20 protein-coding genes and 1 pseudogene are annotated in these 19,779 nt (G+C 54.9%); 6 read left to right on the forward strand and 15 right to left on the reverse strand.

Translation table 11 applies throughout. From position 1 onward, the window contains the following. Positions 1-2 precede the first annotated feature (2 nt). The 3 genes from ACR0AZ_RS13140 (at position 3) to ACR0AZ_RS13150 (ending at position 4,026) form a co-directional block, all read left to right on the forward strand. Positions 3-1,637 (forward strand): N,N-dimethylformamidase beta subunit family domain-containing protein, encoded by a 1,635-nt coding sequence (locus ACR0AZ_RS13140; RefSeq protein WP_480472264.1) that lies wholly within the window; start codon positions 3-5, stop codon positions 1,635-1,637. Positions 1,638-2,158: 521 nt separating this feature from the next. Further along, positions 2,159-3,085 carry an MBL fold metallo-hydrolase gene (locus ACR0AZ_RS13145; RefSeq protein WP_480472263.1) on the forward strand — a complete coding sequence of 309 codons (927 nt, stop codon included), beginning with the start codon at positions 2,159-2,161 and terminating at the stop codon, positions 3,083-3,085. Continuing rightward, positions 3,085-4,026: an MBL fold metallo-hydrolase gene (locus ACR0AZ_RS13150; RefSeq protein ID WP_480472908.1), complete on the forward strand. Its 942-nt coding sequence runs from the start codon at positions 3,085-3,087 to the stop codon at positions 4,024-4,026. Before ACR0AZ_RS13145 ends, ACR0AZ_RS13150 begins: the two co-directional genes overlap by 1 nt. Before the next feature lies 1 nt (position 4,027). Here ACR0AZ_RS13150 and ACR0AZ_RS13155 read toward each other — a convergent pair whose 3' ends face one another. The 14 genes from ACR0AZ_RS13155 to ACR0AZ_RS13220 form a co-directional block, all read right to left on the reverse strand. Further along, the gene (locus tag ACR0AZ_RS13155; RefSeq protein WP_480667623.1) at positions 4,028-5,086 is read right to left on the reverse strand and encodes a YeeE/YedE family protein; all 1,059 of its coding nucleotides are present in this window, start codon (positions 5,084-5,086) and stop codon (positions 4,028-4,030) included. A gap of 52 nt (positions 5,087-5,138) precedes the next feature. After that, entirely contained in the window at positions 5,139-6,362 is a 1,224-nt protein-coding gene (hemA, locus tag ACR0AZ_RS13160; RefSeq protein WP_480667624.1) for a 5-aminolevulinate synthase, read from the reverse strand. A gap of 1 nt (position 6,363) precedes the next feature. After that, a complete protein-coding gene (locus tag ACR0AZ_RS13165; RefSeq protein WP_480472260.1) occupies positions 6,364-6,798 on the reverse strand; it encodes a DUF302 domain-containing protein in 435 nt (144 codons plus the stop codon). 80 nt (positions 6,799-6,878) lie between these two features. Continuing rightward, the gene (locus tag ACR0AZ_RS13170; protein WP_480472259.1) at positions 6,879-8,141 is read right to left on the reverse strand and encodes an FCSD flavin-binding domain-containing protein; all 1,263 of its coding nucleotides are present in this window, start codon (positions 8,139-8,141) and stop codon (positions 6,879-6,881) included. A gap of 24 nt (positions 8,142-8,165) precedes the next feature. Next, positions 8,166-8,873: a c-type cytochrome gene (locus tag ACR0AZ_RS13175; protein ID WP_480667625.1), complete on the reverse strand. Its 708-nt coding sequence runs from the start codon at positions 8,871-8,873 to the stop codon at positions 8,166-8,168. Positions 8,874-8,875: 2 nt separating this feature from the next. After that, complete coding sequence (locus ACR0AZ_RS13180) at positions 8,876-10,201, reverse strand: c-type cytochrome (protein ID WP_480472257.1); 1,326 nt, start codon at positions 10,199-10,201, stop codon at positions 8,876-8,878. Next, on the reverse strand, positions 10,185-11,447 hold the full coding sequence (gene soxC, locus ACR0AZ_RS13185; protein ID WP_480667626.1) for a sulfite dehydrogenase: 1,263 nt from the start codon (positions 11,445-11,447) through the stop codon (positions 10,185-10,187). The genes ACR0AZ_RS13180 and soxC overlap by 17 nt, the downstream gene beginning before the upstream one ends. A gap of 24 nt (positions 11,448-11,471) precedes the next feature. Then, the gene (soxB, locus tag ACR0AZ_RS13190) at positions 11,472-13,169 is read right to left on the reverse strand and encodes a thiosulfohydrolase SoxB (RefSeq protein ID WP_480667627.1); all 1,698 of its coding nucleotides are present in this window, start codon (positions 13,167-13,169) and stop codon (positions 11,472-11,474) included. Between the two features lie 87 nt (positions 13,170-13,256). Continuing rightward, a complete protein-coding gene (soxA, locus tag ACR0AZ_RS13195; RefSeq protein ID WP_480667628.1) occupies positions 13,257-14,102 on the reverse strand; it encodes a sulfur oxidation c-type cytochrome SoxA in 846 nt (281 codons plus the stop codon). Between the two features lie 70 nt (positions 14,103-14,172). After that, positions 14,173-14,502 carry a thiosulfate oxidation carrier complex protein SoxZ gene (gene soxZ / locus ACR0AZ_RS13200; protein ID WP_480667629.1) on the reverse strand — a complete coding sequence of 110 codons (330 nt, stop codon included), beginning with the start codon at positions 14,500-14,502 and terminating at the stop codon, positions 14,173-14,175. Between the two features lie 34 nt (positions 14,503-14,536). Next, on the reverse strand, positions 14,537-14,953 hold the full coding sequence (gene soxY, locus ACR0AZ_RS13205; protein WP_480667630.1) for a thiosulfate oxidation carrier protein SoxY: 417 nt from the start codon (positions 14,951-14,953) through the stop codon (positions 14,537-14,539). Between the two features lie 46 nt (positions 14,954-14,999). Continuing rightward, the gene (gene soxX / locus ACR0AZ_RS13210; protein ID WP_480659134.1) at positions 15,000-15,476 is read right to left on the reverse strand and encodes a sulfur oxidation c-type cytochrome SoxX; all 477 of its coding nucleotides are present in this window, start codon (positions 15,474-15,476) and stop codon (positions 15,000-15,002) included. Positions 15,477-15,607: 131 nt separating this feature from the next. Continuing rightward, complete coding sequence (locus ACR0AZ_RS13215) at positions 15,608-16,186, reverse strand: thioredoxin family protein (RefSeq protein ID WP_480667631.1); 579 nt, start codon at positions 16,184-16,186, stop codon at positions 15,608-15,610. 14 nt (positions 16,187-16,200) lie between these two features. After that, a complete protein-coding gene (locus ACR0AZ_RS13220) occupies positions 16,201-16,941 on the reverse strand; it encodes a cytochrome c biogenesis CcdA family protein (RefSeq protein ID WP_480667632.1) in 741 nt (246 codons plus the stop codon). Between the two features lie 161 nt (positions 16,942-17,102). Here ACR0AZ_RS13220 and ACR0AZ_RS13225 point away from each other — a divergent pair, with 161 nt between their 5' ends. The 3 genes from ACR0AZ_RS13225 (at position 17,103) to ACR0AZ_RS13235 (ending at position 18,908) form a co-directional block, all read left to right on the forward strand. Next, positions 17,103-17,396: a hypothetical protein gene (locus ACR0AZ_RS13225; RefSeq protein WP_480667633.1), complete on the forward strand. Its 294-nt coding sequence runs from the start codon at positions 17,103-17,105 to the stop codon at positions 17,394-17,396. A gap of 100 nt (positions 17,397-17,496) precedes the next feature. Continuing rightward, positions 17,497-17,805 (forward strand): ArsR/SmtB family transcription factor, encoded by a 309-nt coding sequence (locus ACR0AZ_RS13230; protein WP_170543314.1) that lies wholly within the window; start codon positions 17,497-17,499, stop codon positions 17,803-17,805. A 41-nt stretch (positions 17,806-17,846) separates the two neighbouring features. Beyond that, positions 17,847-18,908: a YeeE/YedE family protein gene (locus ACR0AZ_RS13235; RefSeq protein ID WP_480472247.1), complete on the forward strand. Its 1,062-nt coding sequence runs from the start codon at positions 17,847-17,849 to the stop codon at positions 18,906-18,908. 192 nt (positions 18,909-19,100) lie between these two features. On the opposite strand, the pseudogene ACR0AZ_RS13240 reads toward ACR0AZ_RS13235, so the two are convergent. Continuing rightward, positions 19,101-19,415, reverse strand: a pseudogene (locus tag ACR0AZ_RS13240) (transposase); the annotation flags it as partial. Between the last annotated feature and the right edge of the window lie 364 nt (positions 19,416-19,779).

A 19,779-nucleotide genomic window follows, 5' to 3' on the forward strand; every position in this document is an offset into this window, starting at 1 on the left:
AAATGACGAATTCAGAAGGGCCATCGCCAGCCACCGCACCCCGCACCCGCAGCAAGGCGCGGCATATCCTCGATAACTATTTCATCGGACCGGCCCGGGATGATGCGGTGTTGGAAATCTGGGGCTATACCCCCCGCATGAGCTATGCGCCGGGTGACACAGTGGCGCTGCATGTTTCGACTACGGCTAAGACATGGGACCTGGAAGTAGGTCGCGACGGGTTAAATTATGAACCTGTGTTACGTGAACAAGGATTGGCGGGCTCGCATCAGGAAACCCCTGTCGATTGCTCGGTCAAGGGATGCAATTGGCAGATTAGTCACAAGTTCACCATCCCAGCCAACTGGCGACCGGGTGGCTACCTGATTACGTTTAGCGCCGAGCGCAACGGTGATCGCGTTGAGGAACATCACCTGATCCTCGTACGTGGTGCCTCCAGCAATACTGCGCCGAGCATGGTGTTGATCTGCGCGACGGGCACCTGGCTTGCCTACAATTGCTGGGGAGGCTCAAACCACTACGAAGGAATCACTGGACCCGGCGGCAACGAATTTTCAGCTGTCGTTTCTACCCAACGGCCATGGAGCCGGGGCTTCTGCAGGCTTCCCAACGGCGCCCCTCGTGCAGTCCCCGAGACGCCACACACACCCGGGACTATGGTGCGCTATCCCTATATGGAATGGGCTTATGCCTATGGCTATTCCAAGAAATATGCGTCTGCAGGCTGGGCCAGTTACGAACGTCATTTCGCGCGCTGGCTTGAGTCTGAGGGGTTCGAATTCGAAATCGCCACTCAGCACGATCTTGAAGACGAACCGGATCTTCTGAACCGCTATAAATGCGCAGTTTTCGTGGGGCATGACGAATATTGGTCAGCCAATATGCGACATTCGGTCGACCGGTTTACCGAAGGCGGAGGCAAGGTGGCACGGTTTGCCGGGAACTTCCTTTGGCAGACACGCATTGAAGACGAAGGCCGTACTCAGGTCTGTTACAAATACAAGGCCGAACAAGATCCGCTTTTGGGAACCGATCAGGAGCATCTGGTGACAGCCGCATGGGATGTCCCACCAGTCAACTGGCCCGGTGCGAAAACCTTTGGGGCGAATGGACTAAAAGGAATTTACGCGTGTTTGGGCCGCTGCGTAGGGCAAGGTAGCGGTGGCTTCACTGTCTACCGCCCCGGTCACTGGGCGATGGCAGGAACCGAGCTCGGATATGGCGATCAGCTGGGGGCCGGGTCGCGCATATTCGGCTATGAGGTCGACGGGGTGGACTATCGAATGCAGGATGGACTGCCCTATGCCACAGGAACAGACGGTGCAGACCCGAACATGGAAATACTGGCGATGGGGCTGGCGACCAATATCGAACCTGACCACGGGGCATGGGGTGAGACAGCGTATATCGGCGACGATGAGGCCAAGTTTAAAGCAAAAGCCCTGTTTGGAACCGTTACGGAAGTCACATTAGATCGCAGTGCGCGCGGAAACGGCGTAATCTTGCATTGGCACCGCGGTAAAGGAGAGGTCTTTACTGCCGGCACCTGCGAATGGGTCACGGGCTTGGTTCGTAAGGATCAACAGGTCGAACGTATCACGAACAACGTGCTGAGAAGGTTCGTCGCCTCTGGTTGATAGATCGAAGGATCATTGGAAGTCAGGAAAGCGGGACAAAACATCCACCCATGATCTATTCATTAGCGACGGCTTTTGGTGTCCTGCGTCATGTATTCATCTTCAGGAAGTCAACCAATAAGCTTGCGATCATTTCAAGTTGGTCTTCCATTGAGAAATGGCAGCTCTCTAGAACATGAAGCTCTGAACCCAGAATCGCGCCCCAGATCAGCTACACGGGTTTCCGCCCAAGCGCTGCATATCGAGGCGCGATCTCATTGGTATGTTTGAGATCGTATTCGATAACAGCGCGTGCACTGCCGCTTACTCTGAGGGACGCTGCAGAAATGCTCACTGATTTGGCGATATCAATTGCAGAGCGGAGGGCCGCGTAGAAACTGAATAGTTCGCTGCATTGAAGTGAGACCCTGATCTCACCTGCGGTTTCCTAACCGTGACACGCCGATCCAGAAGGGCGCGCGTCGCATCCATTTCCATCTTTCGTCATTTACAAATTATAATATTCATTTTATTGATTGTATATGAGTGGAAATGCAATTTCTCGACGCACTTTCTTGTACAGCGCCGCGTGCCTCGCGGCGCTTGGCGCTCAATCCAAAATCGTTCGGGCGGAGTTTCAGCTCGGTTCTTCGGCCCGGATTACTACATTGTCAGACGGGTACCTGTCGTTGCCGCCGGAAATGGTCTTCGGCTCGATGCCGAAGGAAGAACTCGAGTTGCTTCTGAACAGCAAACAAGTGGACGTGACCACGTACGAACCAGAGTGCAACGTGGCGCTCTATCGCGATGATGAAAACACGGTCCTGTTCGATGTTGGAGCTGGCCCGGATTTCATACCCACATCCGGCAAGCTTTTGGAAACTCTTGAAACAATCGGCTTGTCGCCCGAAGACGTCACGCACGTGATCTTCACCCATGCGCACCCCGATCACATCTGGGGTGTTCTGGATGACTTCGACGATCTGCTTTTCACCAACGCCACGCATCATATTGGCCGCAATGAATGGGATTATTGGTGGAACCCTTCAACAGTGGCTTCGGTCGGGGAAGATCGCGCTGCGTTCGCCGTGGGCGCAAAACGGCGTATGGAAGCAATTGAGCATCAGGTCGCGTTCTTTGATGATGGGCAAGAGATTCTTCCCGGTATTGCCGCCCATGCAAGCTTTGGGCACACGCCCGGTCACATGGCCTTTGAAATTCGAAATGGCAGTGACTCTGCGATGATCGTCGGCGACGCGCTCGGAAATCCGCACGTGGCTTTTGAACGTCCCGATTGGCACAGTGGCACTGATCAGGATCCCCAAGCCGCCGCATCCACGCGGAACTCGCTGCTGGATCAGATATCTCAGGAACAAATGAAAATCATTGGCTTCCACCTGCCGAACGGAGGGGTTGGCCGGGTCGAAAAGACCGACTCCGCATATCGATTTATTGGAGAGCCTTCATGATGCGATCGCTCATAGTTGCCTTGACCTTCGCCACACCAGCTTGGGCAAGCGAGGATATTGCGGACCAATACCCGCAAAGCATGCTGTATTCCAAGCCGGTCGAGTACATCCCCGGCGTCTATTCCGCCATTGGCGCGACGGCTCCGCCCACTTATGAAAACTCTGGCCACAACAACAACCTCAGTTTCATTGTAACCGGTGAAGGCGTGGTGGTTATTAACGGCGGCGCTGCCTATGTCCTTGCCGAAGCGCTTCACAAGGAAATTCAGGCAATCACAGATCAACCGGTCAAGCTTGTCTTCAACGAGAATGGTCAGGGGCACGCGATGCTGGGCAACGCGTACTGGTCAGAACTCGGCATTCCTATCATCGCTCATTCGGATGCAGCAGCCGAATTCGAGGAATACGGCCCTCAGATCCTCGAAGGAATGCAGCGATACAATCAGGACAAGGCAGAAGGGACATTCCTGGCTGGCCCAACCGAGACATTCGATGATGAGTACGTGGTTGAAATGGGTGAGTTTCGGATTGAGGCAAAATATCTCGGGCCTGCACACAGTCCCGGCGATATCTCGATCTGGTTGCCGAACCAGAGCCTTGTCATCGCGGGTGATATGGCCTTTCACGAGCGTATGTTGCCGATTTTTCAGGAGACCTACACCGCAGATTGGCTGGAAAGCTGGGACAACGAATTCGAGGCTTTGGAAGCTACATATGTCATTCCCGGGCACGGCCATCCGACAAACATGGATCAGGTGCGCCGCTATACCCGCGACTACCTGATATATCTGCGCGGCAAGATTCAAGAGCATATGGATGCGGGCGGTGATCTGGCTGAGGCTTATTACGTCGATCAGTCACCGTACGCCCACTTGGATACGTTTGAGGAACTGGCGACGAAAAATGCCGGGCGCGTCTTTGAACAAATGGAATTCGAGTAACTCAGGAACGTTGCGGAACAGGCATTCGCATCAATAACCTATGCGTGCAGATCGCCCCGACCCACATGAAAAAAACGGCAAGCCATGCGGTCAATGACAGGGCGGACCCTCCTGAAAGCCCGGCACCTACGGCACAACCTCCTGCCAGCATCGCACCGAACCCCATGAGGACAGCTCCAACGAGGTAGCGTTCCATCGGAGTATCCGGACCAAACCGTTCGACCCTCCACTCCCCTGCAACCAAGGCCGAGCCTGCTGCACCAACTGCGACACCCGGAACAAGGCCGATACCGAAGGACAACACGACGTTTCGCTCGGCAACCAACGCCATAAGCGTATCCGTGGCCGGCCCGGTAAACGTGACTGACGACACAGGCACAACTTCAAAAGATGCTTGCGCGATGGCAAATGTCATCATCCAGCCCAGCGCCACAGCCACGCCAACTCCTGCGGCTGTTACGATTCTTGCAAGCGTGACCTTCCGGTGGAATGCAAATGCAATTGCCAACACCAATCCCAAGGCTGCGACGGCTGTATACGTCACTGGCGAAAAACCAAGTATTTCCGAAAGATCGCGCGGCGCGCCTCCTGAGACAGTCCAGATACCAGAAAGCAACTCGCGCGCAGGACTGAGAACGCCCGTGTAAGCTGCCTGAGCCACCAAGGTTAAAACCAATCCTGTCACGAGCGCGCGCAGATTACCGCAAGAGGCCAGTACCAACAGGCGAGATGCACATCCGCGCGCCAGAACCATACCGACGCCGAACATCGACCCACCAATTACCGCGCCGCTAACGCTGCCCGTCGACGCGATGGCGCGTGTCCCGGAAAGGTCCAGCCACTCAAACCAGACAAGCGCCTGTACTAAGGAGAGCGCCGCAGTAAAAGCGATCAGCCAAACCGCAAGACGAGGACCAAACTCGCCTTCGGCGACTTCGACGGTCGATGCTCGTAAACAAAAGTGAGACTTCTGAGCAGTCACGCCGAACAAGACACCGACGAGCACTCCGGCAAATGCCAAGGCGCCAGGGTCTCCCAACAGATCGATGAGCCTCTCCATGAACAGAAACTCTCACTTCGTCGCGTGTGAATCCTTGTCTTCGGTCAAGTTGTCATTGCGCGGCCATTGGCCTGCGCGCCAATTGGCATTGCGTCCACAACTCAGCCAATGCAGATATCAGACGATCCACGTCTTCGGTGGAATGCACCGGCGATGGTGTAATCCGCAGACGTTCCGTTCCCTTGGGGACGGTTGGATAGTTGATTGGCTGGATATAAATCCCGTAGTCACGCATCAATACATCAGAGATGAAGCGACACTTGACCGGATCGCCGACCATGACCGGAATGATGTGACTTGGGTTCGGCGTATACGGAATACCCAGATCGTCCAGCCTGTCTCGAACTTCGCGCACGCGCTGCTGGTGTAGATGTCGTTCCGCATTGCTTTGTTTCAGGTGCCGAACCGAAGCCGTTGCGCCTGCAGCCACGGCCGGAGGCAATGCGGTGGTAAAGATAAACCCACTAGCAAAGGACCGGACAAAATCGACAAGCTCTTTCGACGCCGCGATGTATCCACCGACTACGCCGAACGCTTTGCCCAATGTTCCCTCGATGACGGTTAGCCGATCCATCAGGCCTTCGCGTTCCGCAATGCCACCGCCGCGCGGTCCATAAAGCCCGACGGCGTGAACCTCATCCAAATAGGTCATCGCACCATAGCGGTCCGCCAGATCACAGATCTCGGCAATTGGTGCGATATCGCCATCCATGGAATAGACGCTTTCGAACGCAATGAGCTTAGGGGCATTGGCAGGCAGTTCAGCAAGGTGTCTTTCAAGATCCGCCACATCGTTGTGTTTCCAAATCCGCTTTTGACAACGACTGTGGCGAATACCCTCAATCATCGAGGCATGGTTCAGCTCGTCAGACAGAACAGTGATGCCGGGAATGAGGGATGTCAAAGTGCCTAATGCGGCCCAGTTCGACACGTAACCTGACGTAAACAGCAATGCCGCCTCTTTGCGGTGCAAGTCAGCGAGCTCTTGTTCCAGCAAAACATGCGCGTGAGTGGTTCCTGAGATATTCCGCGTTCCACCTGCCCCAGCACCATTTTCATCAATCGCCTTGTGCATTGCCGCAAGAACACTGGGGTGCTGGCCCATACCGAGATAATCGTTCGAACACCAAACAGTGACGTTTTCGGGGCCGTTTTCCGCGTAGCTGCGTGCGGTTGGAAATGCACCACGCTGTCGTTCGAGATCAGCAAAAATCCGGTAGTTCCCGTCTTCTTTCAACTGCTCCAATTGGTCTCTAAAATACTGTTGGTAGTTCATTTCAGTTCCCAACAGCCTCTTCCACGATCCCGGACAACAGGGACTGGACCTTTTGCATCGGCCCGTCAGGGTAGCTTCGGTATCCCACCATCACGCCACTTTCATTTTCGGCTACAAAAATCCCGTAGGGGCAGAAGCCGATATTCATCGGGTCGGCTTCCATCACCTCGCGCGAGATTTTCGCCGAGCAGAAAATGAAGATGTCTGCGGCGGCGAATATCTGTTTATCGCTACCGACATCAGCGCCTGTTCGATTCAGCATTTCGCCAACATGGCTCACATAGTCGATGACCAACCCCTGCCCCACAATCGCGGACTCGACGGCGAATGTCGCATCATCAAAACTGCCATCAAACGGGGTGGTGATGACCTCTTCCGCAAATGTCTGGCTCGCAAGAACAGCTGAAAACGTGGCCGCAGCGATAAAGTGTTTCATGGTTTTAGTCCTCCTCCTGAACCGCATTTTCTCAGATCGCTCATCGGGGGTTTTGACACCGGCCAAAGCCCCCGAATGCCTTAACCGAACATGTCTGAGGTGATACCGGCGTACCAACCCAGCGACTCTTCGTAAGTTGCTTTCCTCAGGTCGGCATCTTCGCCCGTTTGGCTGATAAAGCCGTCCACTTTGGCGATCTTTTCTGGTGTTGCCTCGTAGGTTGCACCAACCTTCACGCCATCATCGGTATCAATGAGAGACCAGCACGTGTTGGAGAATTTGGCCGGGAACACTTTGGAACCGGTCAACGCACCTCGCACGGCATTCGCACAGACCTTTGCCTGACTGTTGGCCGAGAAACCGGATTTCGGCATGTCACCCTGCTGGCTGGCGTCACCAAGAACGTAAATATCCGGATCGGCCTTGGAGGACATATCCGCGGCGTTCACGGGTGCCCAGTTGCCATCGGTCACGCCTGCCATTTCCGCGATGCGTCCGGCTTTCATCGCTGGGATCACGTTGCAGACATCGACCTTTGTTTCTTCGCCGTCGATGGTCACCGTCATTGCGTCCGGGTTTACGGATACATTGCCGCCGCCGAAATCCTCGCCGATCCAGTCAACCATTCCTTCGTAGTGGTTGGCCCAACCCTCTTGGAACAACGACATCTTGGAAAACTTCGGTTTCGGGTCAGCAACGATGATCTTCGCTGTCGGGTTGTTCGCTTTCAGAACATGCGCAACCATTGAAACCCGCTCATACGGTCCGGGTGGGCAACGGTACGGGTTCGGAGGGGCGACCATCGCAACGGTACCACCCTCGGGCATTGCCATGATCTGCGCTTTCAGAAGCTCGGTCTGAGAACCAGCCTTGTACGCATGCGGCATCTTGTTCTGCGCCGAGACATCCCAGCCCGCGACCGCGCCATCCACAAAGTCGATACCCGGGCTCAGGATCAGCTTGTCATACGGAACGGATCCGCCGCCGGCCAGGGACACAGTCTTGGCATCGCGATCCACACCTGTGGCCCAATCATGGACAACGTTGATGCCGTAGTTCGCGGCAAGTGTGCCATAACTGTGGGCGATGTCCGATAGCTCTTGAAACCCTCCAAGATACAGGTTTGAGAAGAAACAGGTGTAGTAGGTCCGCGACGGCTCAATCAGCGTCACGTCGATCTCACCCTTGCTGTCCTTTGCAATATAACGAGCGGCAGTTGCGCCGCCCGCACCGCCGCCGACTACAACGACTCGTGGTTTGCCTTGAGCCAACACCATCGGTGCCGATAGCCCGGCCGCCACTACGCCGGCAGCTCCGAGAAATACTCGTCTGTTGAGTGTCATCGCGTTTCCTCCCGTTGGGCAATGTTAGTTTGGATTATTGAAGTAGGCGGCCAAAGCTGCGATCTCGTCATTGCTCAGCCGTCCTGCGATCATTTGCATGACCGGATGTGGCCGCTGTTTTTCTTTGTAAGCGTGCATCGCGACGACAAAGTCCTCGTCCGGCCAATACACGATCGAAGGAATACCCTCATCGTTACCTTCGATCTGGTGGCATGTTGTACATTCGCTGCTGAGATATGCGCCGTACTCAGGATCTCCTTGAATCGCCAGGATCGCGGGGTCGACAGAATGGTCCGTGCCCTTCGCCGTTGGATCCGCTTCGGGGATGTCCTGAGGATTGTCGGAGAATCCACGTAGATAGGCGATCACATTTGCCCTGTCTTCTGGATCTTTCAGGCCACGAAAACTCATTCTCGTGCCTGACGCAAAGGCGCGTGGGTTTTCGATATAGGCCGAAAGAGTATCCGCATGCCAATCCAGACCTGAGTTTCCCGCACGCACGAGACTCTTGGAATAGTTGAAGCCATCCAGACCTGCTGCCTTGCGCCCAAAAACCCCATTCAGATGCGGCCCGATTTTGTTTTCTGCCCCTTGTCCAACCTGATGACAGCCTTTGCATTGGGCGAACACTGCTTTTCCCACCTCAGCATCGCCAAGGTCTTCTGCCGCGTAGGTCGATGAGGCAATAGCCCCAAAGAACACGGCGCAAACCAGTGCGTTCGCCCAACGCATCGTCAACTTCCAAACGTCTTCAGATAGAGGATCAAAGCTTCGACATCGCCTTGTTTCTTAAGGCCTGCAAAAGACATCCGAGTGCCTTTCATGTATTCCTTGGGTTTCGTGAGGAAGGCGGTCATTTCTTCATCGGTCCAGACGAGCCCTGCCTCGGCAGCGGCCTTCATCGCTTTGGAATATTTGAACCCCTCGACCGATCCGGCATTGGCTCCGATCACCCCATTCAGCGCAGGCCCGGTGCTGTGCTTTGCACCGTCTCCGACCTGATGACAGGACTTGCACTTCTTGAAGACTTTCTCTCCAGCGGCAACCAGTTCTGCCGCCCCGTCGACCTCAGCGGCTTCCTGAACTGCTGGTGTTGCGGCGGCCTCTTCTTCCGGCTTTGGCGCAGCTACGGGAATGAACGTGGGCCCTTCTGCCGTAAATGTCGGCAACTCATCCGGATTGGCATCATTCATGACCGAGTTCGAACCACCCTCCGGCGGGGTTTCAACCAGAAAGACAGAGCGCATCGTAACGGCGGTTTCTGCTTTGCAGTTCTCCATGCAAGGTTCTTCGCTCCATTCGGCGTACTCGGTCTCGGGTCGAACATCGACGACAAAGCCGTCCATGTTGTACATCTCGAAATCGGCGAAGTTTTCGTTGTTCAGCTCGAAATCGTCATCCACCAAATCATTGGAATAGAGGATGTATGCGACAATTGCGTAGGTCTCATCCGGTGTCAGTGTGCCCGCTTCACCAAAGGGCATTGAGCGGGAGATGTAATCCCATGCGGTCGACAAATGCGGCCAATAAGATCCGACGGTTTTTACAGGATCGTCGTCCGCAAGCGTATCGAACCCACCGGCCAGAACAGGCCAGTTGTCGGCACCTTCGGCAAATTCGCCGTGGCACGACGCGCAGCGGTCGACAAACACCTCTTCACCGGTCCAGACGTCGCCTGATCCAACGGGTAGGCCACGCCCATCAGGCAAGACGTCAACGTCCCAGGCCATGATCTCTTCTTCCAGTGCGAGCCGCCCAAGCCCAAAGGTACCGTCACGGTCGGGCACGGGCGCGGTCAGGTTCATACCATTCGCTGCCCGTTCTGCCGCCGCAGCCTGTATTTCTTCAACCTTAAGCTCTAACTCGGCTGCTCGATTGGCTTCTGCCTGCGCTTTTTCCTGGGCCGTTGCTGCGTGCGCTTCGACCTGGCCAATCCGGGTTTCCAAAGTTTCTATCTTCGCCTGGCCGTAGTTTCGGTTCGCGAAAGCCACAGCTGCCGCAAGCACCAACGCCGTGCCGCCAAATACGGGCAGGAAAACATGACTAAGAGATTTCGACATTCTCAGCGATCCCTTCTGCGCTTACGTACCAAGTCTGGATACAGTTGTTGTGATAGACCGCGTTTTCTCCGCGTTTTTCGCGCAGCTGGTCTTTGGTTGGCTGCACGTAGCCGGTCTCGTCTATCGCTCGGGCCTGCAAAAGCATTGGTGCTCCGTCCCAGTTCGTATCGAGATAGAAACGCGTCAAAGCCTTGCTGTCGCCCTGTTTGCCAAGGCGCGCGGTCTCCCAGGTGATCCCACCGTCCTTGGACACATCGACCCGTGTAATTTGCCCGTGGCCTGACCAGGCAAGTCCGGAAATGACCAGCGGGCCCGGCCCGTGTTTGATCGGCATTTGCGGGCTGGGTGAGGTGATGACGGATTTTGCATCCATCACCCAAGTCCATTTTTGGGCTGTGCCATCGGCGTAAACATCGGTGTATTTTGATGTTTCTTCCCGGCTTTCGACCGCCATATCGACGACTTCGATGCGGCGCAGCCACTTGACCCACATGTTGCCTTCCCAGCCCGGGACGACCAGTCGCACGGGGTATCCATGCTCCATCCGCAGCGCTTCGCCATTTGCCTTAAAAGCCACCAACACGTCATCCAGCGCTTTTTCCATCGGGATGGAGCGGCCATTGGATGAGGCATCTGCGCCTTCAACATAGACCCATTTGTCTGGTGAGATATCGGCGCCTGCTTCCTGCAATAGCGTCCGCAGCGGAACGCCGGTGTATTCCATGTTGTGAATCATGCCGTGGGTAAATTGGACGCCATTGAGTTGCGCACCCGCCCACTCCATACCGGTATTCGCCGCACATTCGCAGAAATACACGTGGTTTTCGCGCGGGAACCGCTCAATGTCGTCGTAAGTAAACACAAGCGAGCGATCGACCAGCCCGTTGATCATCAGGCGATAATCCTCTTTGCGCAGCTCGATCGCACCTGAATGGTGACGTTCAAAGGCACACCCTTGCGGAGTGATCGTGCCATCAAGCGCGTGGATTGGTGTGAAGTTGATCGACGAAATCGGAGAGGCGGTCAGCCATTCCACGTTGCGCCGAACGACATGGGATTCGAAGCTGATTGGCATACCGTAAGGTGACTCATCGACACCGGCACCCGTGTAAGACGCCCAATCCTGAAGTTCTGTTATCAGCGGGTCGGGCGTGTCTGCCGCTGCTGCCCCTGCAACAGACCCTGCGGCGACCGCGGCGCTACCTTTCAGGAAGGCCCGGCGGGACGGTTTGAACGCGTCATCCATATCTCTTAGGTCTCCATCTGTTTCTTAAGCGCCGACAACATCGACACTGGTGTTCTCTTGCACCGTTACGGTGCCAAGGTTGCGAACGTGATTTTCGACGACATCCCAGATCGGCGGGCCCTCAGTGCCCTCGTTGACACTGGCCCAACCAGCCACGACGTAGGTTTTCGAAGGATCAATCGCTTCACCCGTTTTGAGCAGGGTCATTTCGCTGATCCGCTGCCCTTGCGGTTTGGTCACATCGATGCGGTAGCCAAGACCACCGACGCGGACCATATCACCGCCCTGCTGGTAGTAGGGATCGGGATTGAACAGGTTGTCACCGACATCCTCGAGGATCACATGGATGAATTCGCCTGTCATTTCTGTGCGATAGGCATTGGGATACGACATCGATGTGACGTTCCAGATGTCCTCGCGCGTAATCTCCTGTCCCGGCAGGATTGAGGGTCCCCAACGGACGCCGGGCGACATCGCGATATCCGCTTCGCGTTCGCTAAGCAGCGCATTGCAAATCAGGTCATCCCAGGTGCCGTTAAAGTTGCCGCGGCGGTAGAGCAACGAGTCCGTTTTGCCGATCACCTCGCCCAGCGCGGTTTCATATGGCGCACGCTGTTCGTCGATCAGCGCAGTGATCGCTGGATCGGGCGCAATGACGTCCGAGAAGATCGGGATCAGCTTGTGCTTCAGCCCCATCATCTGCCCGTCCCTCACGTCGAGATCGACGCGGCTGACGAATTTTCCGTTCGAGCCAGACGCGATGATATGCGTTTTACCCACCAGAACCGGCTCGGGCAGCGCATCATGAGTGTGGCCGCTGAGGATCACGTCGATCCCTTGCACCCGGCCTGCCATCTTCTTGTCCACGTCAAAGCCGTTGTGACTGAGGACGACAACAACATCGGCGCCGGCATCACGAACCTCATCCACCATGGCTTGCATGTTCTCATCCCTGATACCGAAAGAGTATTCAGGGAACATCCAGCCCGGGTTCGCGATTGGCATGTAAGGGAATGCCTGGCCGATCACGGCGACCTTTGCACCGCCCCGATCAAAGAACTTGTAGGGTTGGAACAATTCTGCAGGTTCATCCCACTCGGCATCAAAGATGTTCTGACCCAAGGCCGCAAAGGGCAAACCTTCGACGATTTCGTTAACCCTGTCGCTGCCCAACGTGAACTCCCAATGGAAGGTCATAGCATCGGGTTTCAGCGCGTTCATGACATTGACCATGTCCTGACCGGCCGTCTGATAGCAGGTATAGGAACCGTGCCACGTATCGCCACCGTCCAATAGAAGGGCATCGGGACGGTCCGCTCGAATTGCGTTTATGACAGTTGAGACCCGGTCCAAACCACCGACCCGACCATAAGCCTTCGCCAGTGCCGAGAAATCATTGTAGGTCAGTGCATAGGCCGACGGGCTTCCATCTTCGATACCGTAGGCCTTGCGGAAAGCGGCGCCAGTAACATGCGGCATCTGACCCTGCGCATCGCCAATCCCAAGATTGATCTCGGGCTCACGGAAGTAAATCGGCTTGAGTTGCGCGTGAATATCGGTGACATGGATCAGGCTGATGTTACCAAAGGTCTCAAACTCCAGCAGTTGATCCTGTGTCAGGCTTTGTTGTGCAGCAAGTCTGGCCCAGTTGCCAAACCCGGACGTTCCGTACAGTGCCGATGCCGCCATTGAAACCTGCAAGAAGTCACGTCGAGAAATCATCTATCAGCTTTCCTATGATACATATAAATGTGTGAATGTTATTCGTATGAAAAACCCGCGCCGGGCATTGCCCACGCGGGTCGTTCGTTACTGACGTACTGCAGGAGTTTCGACTGAAAGCCCGTTGCCACGCGAGGCAACATAGAGCTCCAGCGCACGGAACTCGTCCGACCCTTCAGCAAAGGTTTCCGCCCGCGTATCGCGAATACAACCGCGGAAACGATTGTGGCGCGAGATCAGCTTGGCCTGCTTCAAACGGTAAGTCGGGAACCCATTGATCATACCCTGGCTCAGGTGATCCGCTCGGATCATATTGCCCCAATTGTCTTCGTGACAGTTGGCACAGCTCAGCTCCAGCTGACCGTAGCGGGTATAGTACATTTCCTTGCCCTGCTCCCAAAACGGGGCAGCATCGCCATCAATAGCGACATCCATAGGCATCCCGCGTGACTGCAGACCGATCAAGGCGACCATACCCTGCATGTCCCCACCAGACCATTTCCAGGCATCCGCCTCCATGCGATCCGTACGGCATTTGTTGATCAGATCTTCCATGACCACCAGCTTGCCGCTTTCGGCATCAACCTTTGGCATGGACGCTTGCAATCCTTTGAAGCTTTCCACCCCATCATGGCACGAGGCACAGCTTTCGCCAGCGGCACCATCAACCGTCTCAAAGAGATCGGCAGCCTGATCGACGAAGATCATCGCCGGATTGTCGAAATCATCAATTTGAAGCGCCTGGGTTTCATCTGTCCTAAAATGCCAGCCCGAGTAGATCGTATCGAAGTTCTCGACATGCGCTGGCGCCTCGGTGACCGAGGTCATGTCCAGCTCGTCATTGATCACAAGATTGTCGTCGTCCGGTCCGGCCATTGCCGCCACTGGGAAAACCAGAACTGCCGCGATCGCCGTTAGTGCCTTGGTATTCATTGCGTTCCTCCCTTGGTGGACCAGCGCCAGAATTCACAACCGGCACTGACCTTCCTTAGTGGTCGAGCCGTCAGGCGATCTCGATCGTTTTTTTCTCGTCGTAGACAGAGCCGTCATCATCGTACCAAGTGAAAACGAACTCGCCGGCTTCAGGCACAGTTGCTTCAAACTGAAAGTACGGATTGGTCGAAATCGCCGGCTCCATAGTCACATCAACCACCATTTCTCCGTTAAACTCGCAGGTGAAACGGTTGATAATCGAACGCGGAATAACGTTGCCTGCTTTATCCTTACGCTGGCCGCTTTCCATCTTGTGGCTGATCAGAGTCTTGATCGTTATGGTTTCACCAGCAGCGGCTGTCTTTGGAACCTTGACGCGGGGTTTTACACCGGATGCCATTGGTTAGTCTCCTGTTCTTCAGGGCGCGTGGCGATCAGCCGCCGCAGCCGCCGATTGTCACTTTTACGGTCGCGGACGCTTTGGCAAAGCTGCCATCTGCCATCTTCGCCACGGCGATGACATCTTGCGTTCCGGCAAGACGGATGCGGGTTGAAGCGGCTTGTTCAGCAGCCAGCGGGCCGAAATTGAACGTTGCGACACCCGGCTCGGGGTTGCCCGCGGCCACAATGAGAATTGCAGCAGCACCCGGAGCGTTAACCTCGATTGGTACGGTGTTCCCGTTTTCTGCGATTTCCGGTGCTGTCAGCGTGACGCCGCCGTCAGCCACATCTGCCCCGCCTGTAAATGCGGCGATTGCATCTTCAGCGGCCGCATTTGCGCGTAACGGCATAATTGTCAGGAACGCGGCGCCCAGCCCAAGGGCCAGAGTCTCGCGGCGAGAGAGTTCCATTTTCAATCTCCTTTGAATCTTCGAGAATTCACGCCAGAAAGCGCGATTATTCCTCTTTCAAGGTCGCAAGAAACGCGACCACGTCTTCGATTTCCTGTGCTGTCAGGATCGACATCAACGGCGCGCTCGGTGCTTTGCCCGTGTAGGCGTCGCCCGGGCGGATATAGCCGTCATCCTTGTAGAATGCCGGCATTACCGTGCCTTCGAACGTCATCTTTGCGTTTGCGACCAATCCGCGAAGCTCTGCTTCGGTCCAACGATCACCGGCACCGTCCAGTATCGGTCCAACTTCGCCATGGAACGGAATGTCGGCCAAGGCCGAGACCGCGTGGCACGCCACGCAATTGCCTTTTGACTTGTCGCCAACGATAAGCGCGCCGTTTGCCGCGTCACCGGTAACGCCTGTCAAAGAGACCTCGATAGCGCCATAGTCATCATAGGTTACGTTTTTCGGATCTGTATCTGCCGCATATGCGGCAACTCCCGTCATTGCGCAGACCGATATTAAGAGTCTCAGCTTCATGATCCCTCCCATTTGCTAACGCGCCGACGGCGCCTTGCGACCCAAAGCCTTTGTGTACCGTAGTCGACGAGTACCGCCTGTCGCAACATTAAATTCATTATAATGAATTTTTTTATTTATAACAGTAGCGCTCAATCTTGTGAAACATTGTTTCGCTCTTGAATGCGACGCGCGTGATACCGCTGAAAATCTTCACCATTATCAAGTTCGTATCGTTTCTCATCGACCCAGGTGAAAAGATCTAAGGTTGTTCCCTTGGCGAACGCTCCGGGCATTACAGCGACCGCGGCATCGATGGCTGTGGCACCCTCGGGCACCTCTTCTGGCAGGAATACAAGCGTTGGAGTAAACAGAATCCCCCATTTGCGCATCAGCGCTCTTTGCTCGTTCTCTTCCCCGTCAAAGTCGGTGGCCGTAGTGCTTCCATGCAAATCCAGTTGGACGACAAAGAAATTCTCTTCGATAAACGCCTCCAGGTCAGGCTGGGGGAACACCTCTTCGTGCATCTTTTTACAATAGATGCAGCCCTGCTGTTCAATGAATAGTACCAACCGTTTGCCCTCGCTTGAGGCCTCTTCAAGATCCTCGCGGAGGTCTTTGAACGTGTCGCGCATCCACGGTGTCTTATGCAATCCGTCGTCGCCCAGCTCAGCGGCGGAAACTACCCCGCCTATCAGGCAAGCGATTAAAACTGACAAAGCTCGTTTCATGTCTTCCTCCCGAATTAACCTATGGCTGCAAGCCATGGCATGTGGTCGAGCATCCATTGTGCAATGTTATTGATGGAGTTGGTTGCGATGAGGGTGCCGAAGAGTATCAAAAAGCCACCCATAGTCTTTTCGATGAGGGGCAAGTGTTTCCTGAACCGCGCCATCCACTGCATGAAGGGGCGAACCAGAAAGGCCGCTAGAACAAACGGTGCGGTCATTCCAACCCCGTAGACAAACAGAAGCACCGCACCACGCCAGGCTGTTTCGGTTCCGGCCGCCGTGAACAGGATCGCAGCAAGGACCGGCCCAACACAGGGTGTCCAGCCAAAAGCAAATGCCAATCCAAGGACATAGGCCCCAATCAGACTTACGTTTGATGTCTCACCGACGTCTGCACGAAATTGGCGATACAGGAACCCGATGCGAACGAAACCCAGGAAATGCAGACCCATCGCAATGATGATCGCCGCTGCGATCCAACGCAGGATGTCGAAATACTCTCGTACCAGCTGTCCAAATATCGAAGCCGTCGCCCCAAGCGCCATGAAGATCGTTATGATCCCCACTGCAAATGCGATTGCAGAAAGCGTCGCCCTGCTTCGAACATCAGCGGAGATAGACGAACCCGCAGATATCTGCTCCATCCCAACCCCCGCCAGATAACTCAGATAGAACGGCACAATCGGTAGGATGCAGGGCGACAGAAAGGATAGCAGTCCTGCGACCAAAGCTCCTGCAAATGTAATGTCGAGCATGGTCAAACCTGTCCTGACGCGCTATCATTCACACATTCAAAATAATAAAGATATATTACTGCAGTCAATCGGAGCTTGAGATGCGCCACCTATTTCTGCTTTTGCTTGCGAGTTTTTTGCTTGTTTGCCCCGGGATTTCACGGGCAGAAATGGCGCTTCTGATGGCAGAAGAAGAAGGGTGTATGTGGTGTGCCCGATGGGACGCCGAAATTTCAGAGATCTACCCCAAGACACCCGAAGGAAATGCCGCTCCGCTTCAGCGCGTCGATATTCATGAGGCCCTACCTGATGGCATAGCGTTGGAGCGATCTCTCTACTTCACACCAACCTTTGTTCTGCTGGACAACGGTCAAGAAGTCGGCCGGATCGAAGGCTATCCCGGTGAAGACTTTTTCTGGGGTTTGCTGGGCGTTTTGCTGCGTGACGCAGGGGCGCCGCTTGAGACCTCTGGATAAATTGGGGCAGATTACATAAACTGTTTTGAATGCGTGAAGCCAAGAAAGCGAGGCGATCTTGTTGGACAAATCTTCGAAACTGCCTGTGTTCTCCAAGGACATGTGCGCCGAAGACATGGACAGAATGATGGAGAATGCTCAGACGGCGTCAAGTTTCCTCAAGGCAATCAGCCACGAGGGGCGCCTGATGATTTTGTGTTATCTGTCGTCAGGGGAAAAATCTGTCACGCAGATGGAAGAAATGCTCTCGGCACGTCAGGCTGCCGTGTCTCAACAACTATCCCGCTTGCGCTTTGAAGGCTTAGTGAAAACGCGGCGTGAGGGGAAAACGATTTACTACAGATTGGCTGATGATCGATCGACGCAAATTCTGGAAGTCGTTTACGATCTTTTCTGCAGGGAGAAGTAGAAGCCGTTCAGAAAACCGCCAGCTTTGGGAGGAGACTGGCAATGTTCGAAGCATTGGGAGACGCAAATACCGTTGCTCTGATCGGTTTGATTGGTGGCATCGTATTGGGGCTGGCTGCGCGCATCGGCCGTTTTTGCACGTTGGGTGCAATTGAAGACTACCTTTACGCAGATGATGACCGACGGCTGCGCATGTGGGCTATTGCAATCGGTGTTGCGATTGTCGGCAGCCATGCAGCCATAGGGTTGGGATGGCTTGATCCTGTCGGAACAAGGTACCTTGCGCAGACCTGGAACCCACTCGGTTCGATCGTGGGTGGCCTTATGTTCGGTTACGGAATGGCCATCAGCGGAAACTGCGGCTATGGCGCGCTGGCACGGCTGGGAGGTGGCGACCTTAGATCATTTGTCATCGTTTTGATCATGGGTCTGTCTGCTTACGTCGTGATGTCCGGGCCGCTCGCATATCTGCGGGTTTGGGCCTTTCCAGTGGAAATGGACCTGCGTGACCCGCAGAGCATTAGCTTCCTGACCGAGCGGCTGACCTCTATTCCAGCTTGGCTCATCGGCGCTGTCATCGGCATCGCTTTGGTGATCTTTGCTTTGGCGAACCAGCGCTTCCGCCGTACACCGGCGCAAGTATTTTGGGGATCTGTCGTCGGACTAGCGATCGTCTCAGGCTGGCTTGGTACGAATTGGGTTGCGACAAACGGTTTCGACGGTGAGCCGGTGCAAACCCATACCTTCGCTGCACCCCTTGGTGACACGATGCTCTACCTTATGACAGCGTCTGGAAACACGTTGTCCTTTGCGGTCGGATCAGTTTCTGGCGTTCTCATTGGCGCATTCTGGGGGTCGTGGTCTAAAGGCCATTTCCGATGGGAAGCTTGCGAAGATCCGCGTGAGCTCAAGCGGCAAATGCTAGGCGCGGCGATTATGGGTCCAGGAGCGATCATCGCGGTTGGGTGCAGCGTCGGGCAAGGCATATCTGCCTTCTCACTTCTGGCCTACAGCGCACCCGTAACATTCGCCGCAATATTTGCAGGCGCAGCGCTTGGATTGAGGCAACTCGTGTCTGGACTGTCGTTCATAACTGAGCGTTGAGTTAAAGGTTCAATTCAGAGTGGATCCGGGTTCGCACCAGCGCAGCTTACGTGCGACCTGAAAAAAATAAAATGGTTCAATTGCTGTAGTATTGGCAGTTCTACAACAAATGTGAGTGTGCTTATAAAGCTGCATCTTCGAGAGTGACTACATTCAAAACTTTACGGAGTCCTCGCCAGTAGTCTTGTGCTTTTGGCTACGCCGTTTGTAGCAGCGTTTGTCGTATTGAACGGTTGCTTTTCGTTGTTTCCGACCAGGGATGCAGGCTCGTATCCCTTTGTCTTTCAACGCCTTACTGTACCAGCCGACGTCGTAGCCCCGATCTCCGAGCAGCCATTCCACATTCGGCAAGCTGCTGAGCATGGCCCGTGCACCGATGTAGTCACTGACCTGTCCGGCAGTGACGAACAAGTTGAGTGGACGCCACTGGCTGTCGCAGACCGCGTACAATTTGGTGTTCATGCCGCCCTTGGTTCGACCAATCTTTCGGCCACGCCCCCCTTTTTTGAAGGGCTTTGTCAGGTTGTTCATCTTTTGCCGAAGAGCATGTCCTGAGCGATAATCATGCGATCACTTCGGATGTATACTCTTGCCAAATATTGAAAGCATCGGCGCGGGCGTAGCGTTAAGATCTGACGGAATAGCGGTGAAATTTTTTTGGGCGGAGCAGAGCAGTGGTTTGCTCATAGGCTAAGAGAAATCGTGCCCTGATTGGGAGACCTGTAGTGCCTCATGATCTTCTCTCGTCGGCAGGCGTACCAGTGCGAGGTTTCAGTTCGATTATTCAGGCCCTTTTTCCTGATGGCGATCCCAACCTTGGCTGTGGCATCCTGATTTTCATGCGCATCTTTCCTATCGCACCACTTCGATA

The organism is Ruegeria sp. BE3 (assembly GCF_056538865.1).

Bases quoted from the DNA above. Each gene is read 5' to 3' on its own strand.
- ACR0AZ_RS13235 (WP_480472247.1), top strand. From the start codon at position 17,847: ATGTTCGAAGCATTGGGAGACGCAAATACCGTTGCTCTGATCGGTTTG.
- soxX (WP_480659134.1), bottom strand. From the start codon at position 15,476: ATGAAGCTGAGACTCTTAATATCGGTCTGCGCAATGACGGGAGTTGCC.
- ACR0AZ_RS13140 (WP_480472264.1), top strand. From the start codon at position 3: ATGACGAATTCAGAAGGGCCATCGCCAGCCACCGCACCCCGCACCCGC.
- ACR0AZ_RS13170 (WP_480472259.1), bottom strand. From the start codon at position 8,141: ATGACACTCAACAGACGAGTATTTCTCGGAGCTGCCGGCGTAGTGGCG.
- ACR0AZ_RS13145 (WP_480472263.1), top strand. From the start codon at position 2,159: ATGAGTGGAAATGCAATTTCTCGACGCACTTTCTTGTACAGCGCCGCG.
- ACR0AZ_RS13220 (WP_480667632.1), bottom strand. From the start codon at position 16,941: ATGCTCGACATTACATTTGCAGGAGCTTTGGTCGCAGGACTGCTATCC.
- ACR0AZ_RS13165 (WP_480472260.1), bottom strand. From the start codon at position 6,798: ATGAAACACTTTATCGCTGCGGCCACGTTTTCAGCTGTTCTTGCGAGC.
- ACR0AZ_RS13215 (WP_480667631.1), bottom strand. From the start codon at position 16,186: ATGAAACGAGCTTTGTCAGTTTTAATCGCTTGCCTGATAGGCGGGGTA.
- ACR0AZ_RS13230 (WP_170543314.1), top strand. From the start codon at position 17,497: ATGTGCGCCGAAGACATGGACAGAATGATGGAGAATGCTCAGACGGCG.
- soxC (WP_480667626.1), bottom strand. From the start codon at position 11,447: ATGGATGACGCGTTCAAACCGTCCCGCCGGGCCTTCCTGAAAGGTAGC.
- ACR0AZ_RS13225 (WP_480667633.1), top strand. From the start codon at position 17,103: ATGGCAGAAGAAGAAGGGTGTATGTGGTGTGCCCGATGGGACGCCGAA.
- soxZ (WP_480667629.1), bottom strand. From the start codon at position 14,502: ATGGCATCCGGTGTAAAACCCCGCGTCAAGGTTCCAAAGACAGCCGCT.
- ACR0AZ_RS13180 (WP_480472257.1), bottom strand. From the start codon at position 10,201: ATGTCGAAATCTCTTAGTCATGTTTTCCTGCCCGTATTTGGCGGCACG.
- ACR0AZ_RS13155 (WP_480667623.1), bottom strand. From the start codon at position 5,086: ATGGAGAGGCTCATCGATCTGTTGGGAGACCCTGGCGCCTTGGCATTT.
- soxA (WP_480667628.1), bottom strand. From the start codon at position 14,102: ATGAATACCAAGGCACTAACGGCGATCGCGGCAGTTCTGGTTTTCCCA.
- ACR0AZ_RS13150 (WP_480472908.1), top strand. From the start codon at position 3,085: ATGCGATCGCTCATAGTTGCCTTGACCTTCGCCACACCAGCTTGGGCA.
- soxB (WP_480667627.1), bottom strand. From the start codon at position 13,169: ATGATTTCTCGACGTGACTTCTTGCAGGTTTCAATGGCGGCATCGGCA.
- hemA (WP_480667624.1), bottom strand. From the start codon at position 6,362: ATGAACTACCAACAGTATTTTAGAGACCAATTGGAGCAGTTGAAAGAA.
- soxY (WP_480667630.1), bottom strand. From the start codon at position 14,953: ATGGAACTCTCTCGCCGCGAGACTCTGGCCCTTGGGCTGGGCGCCGCG.
- ACR0AZ_RS13175 (WP_480667625.1), bottom strand. From the start codon at position 8,873: ATGCGTTGGGCGAACGCACTGGTTTGCGCCGTGTTCTTTGGGGCTATT.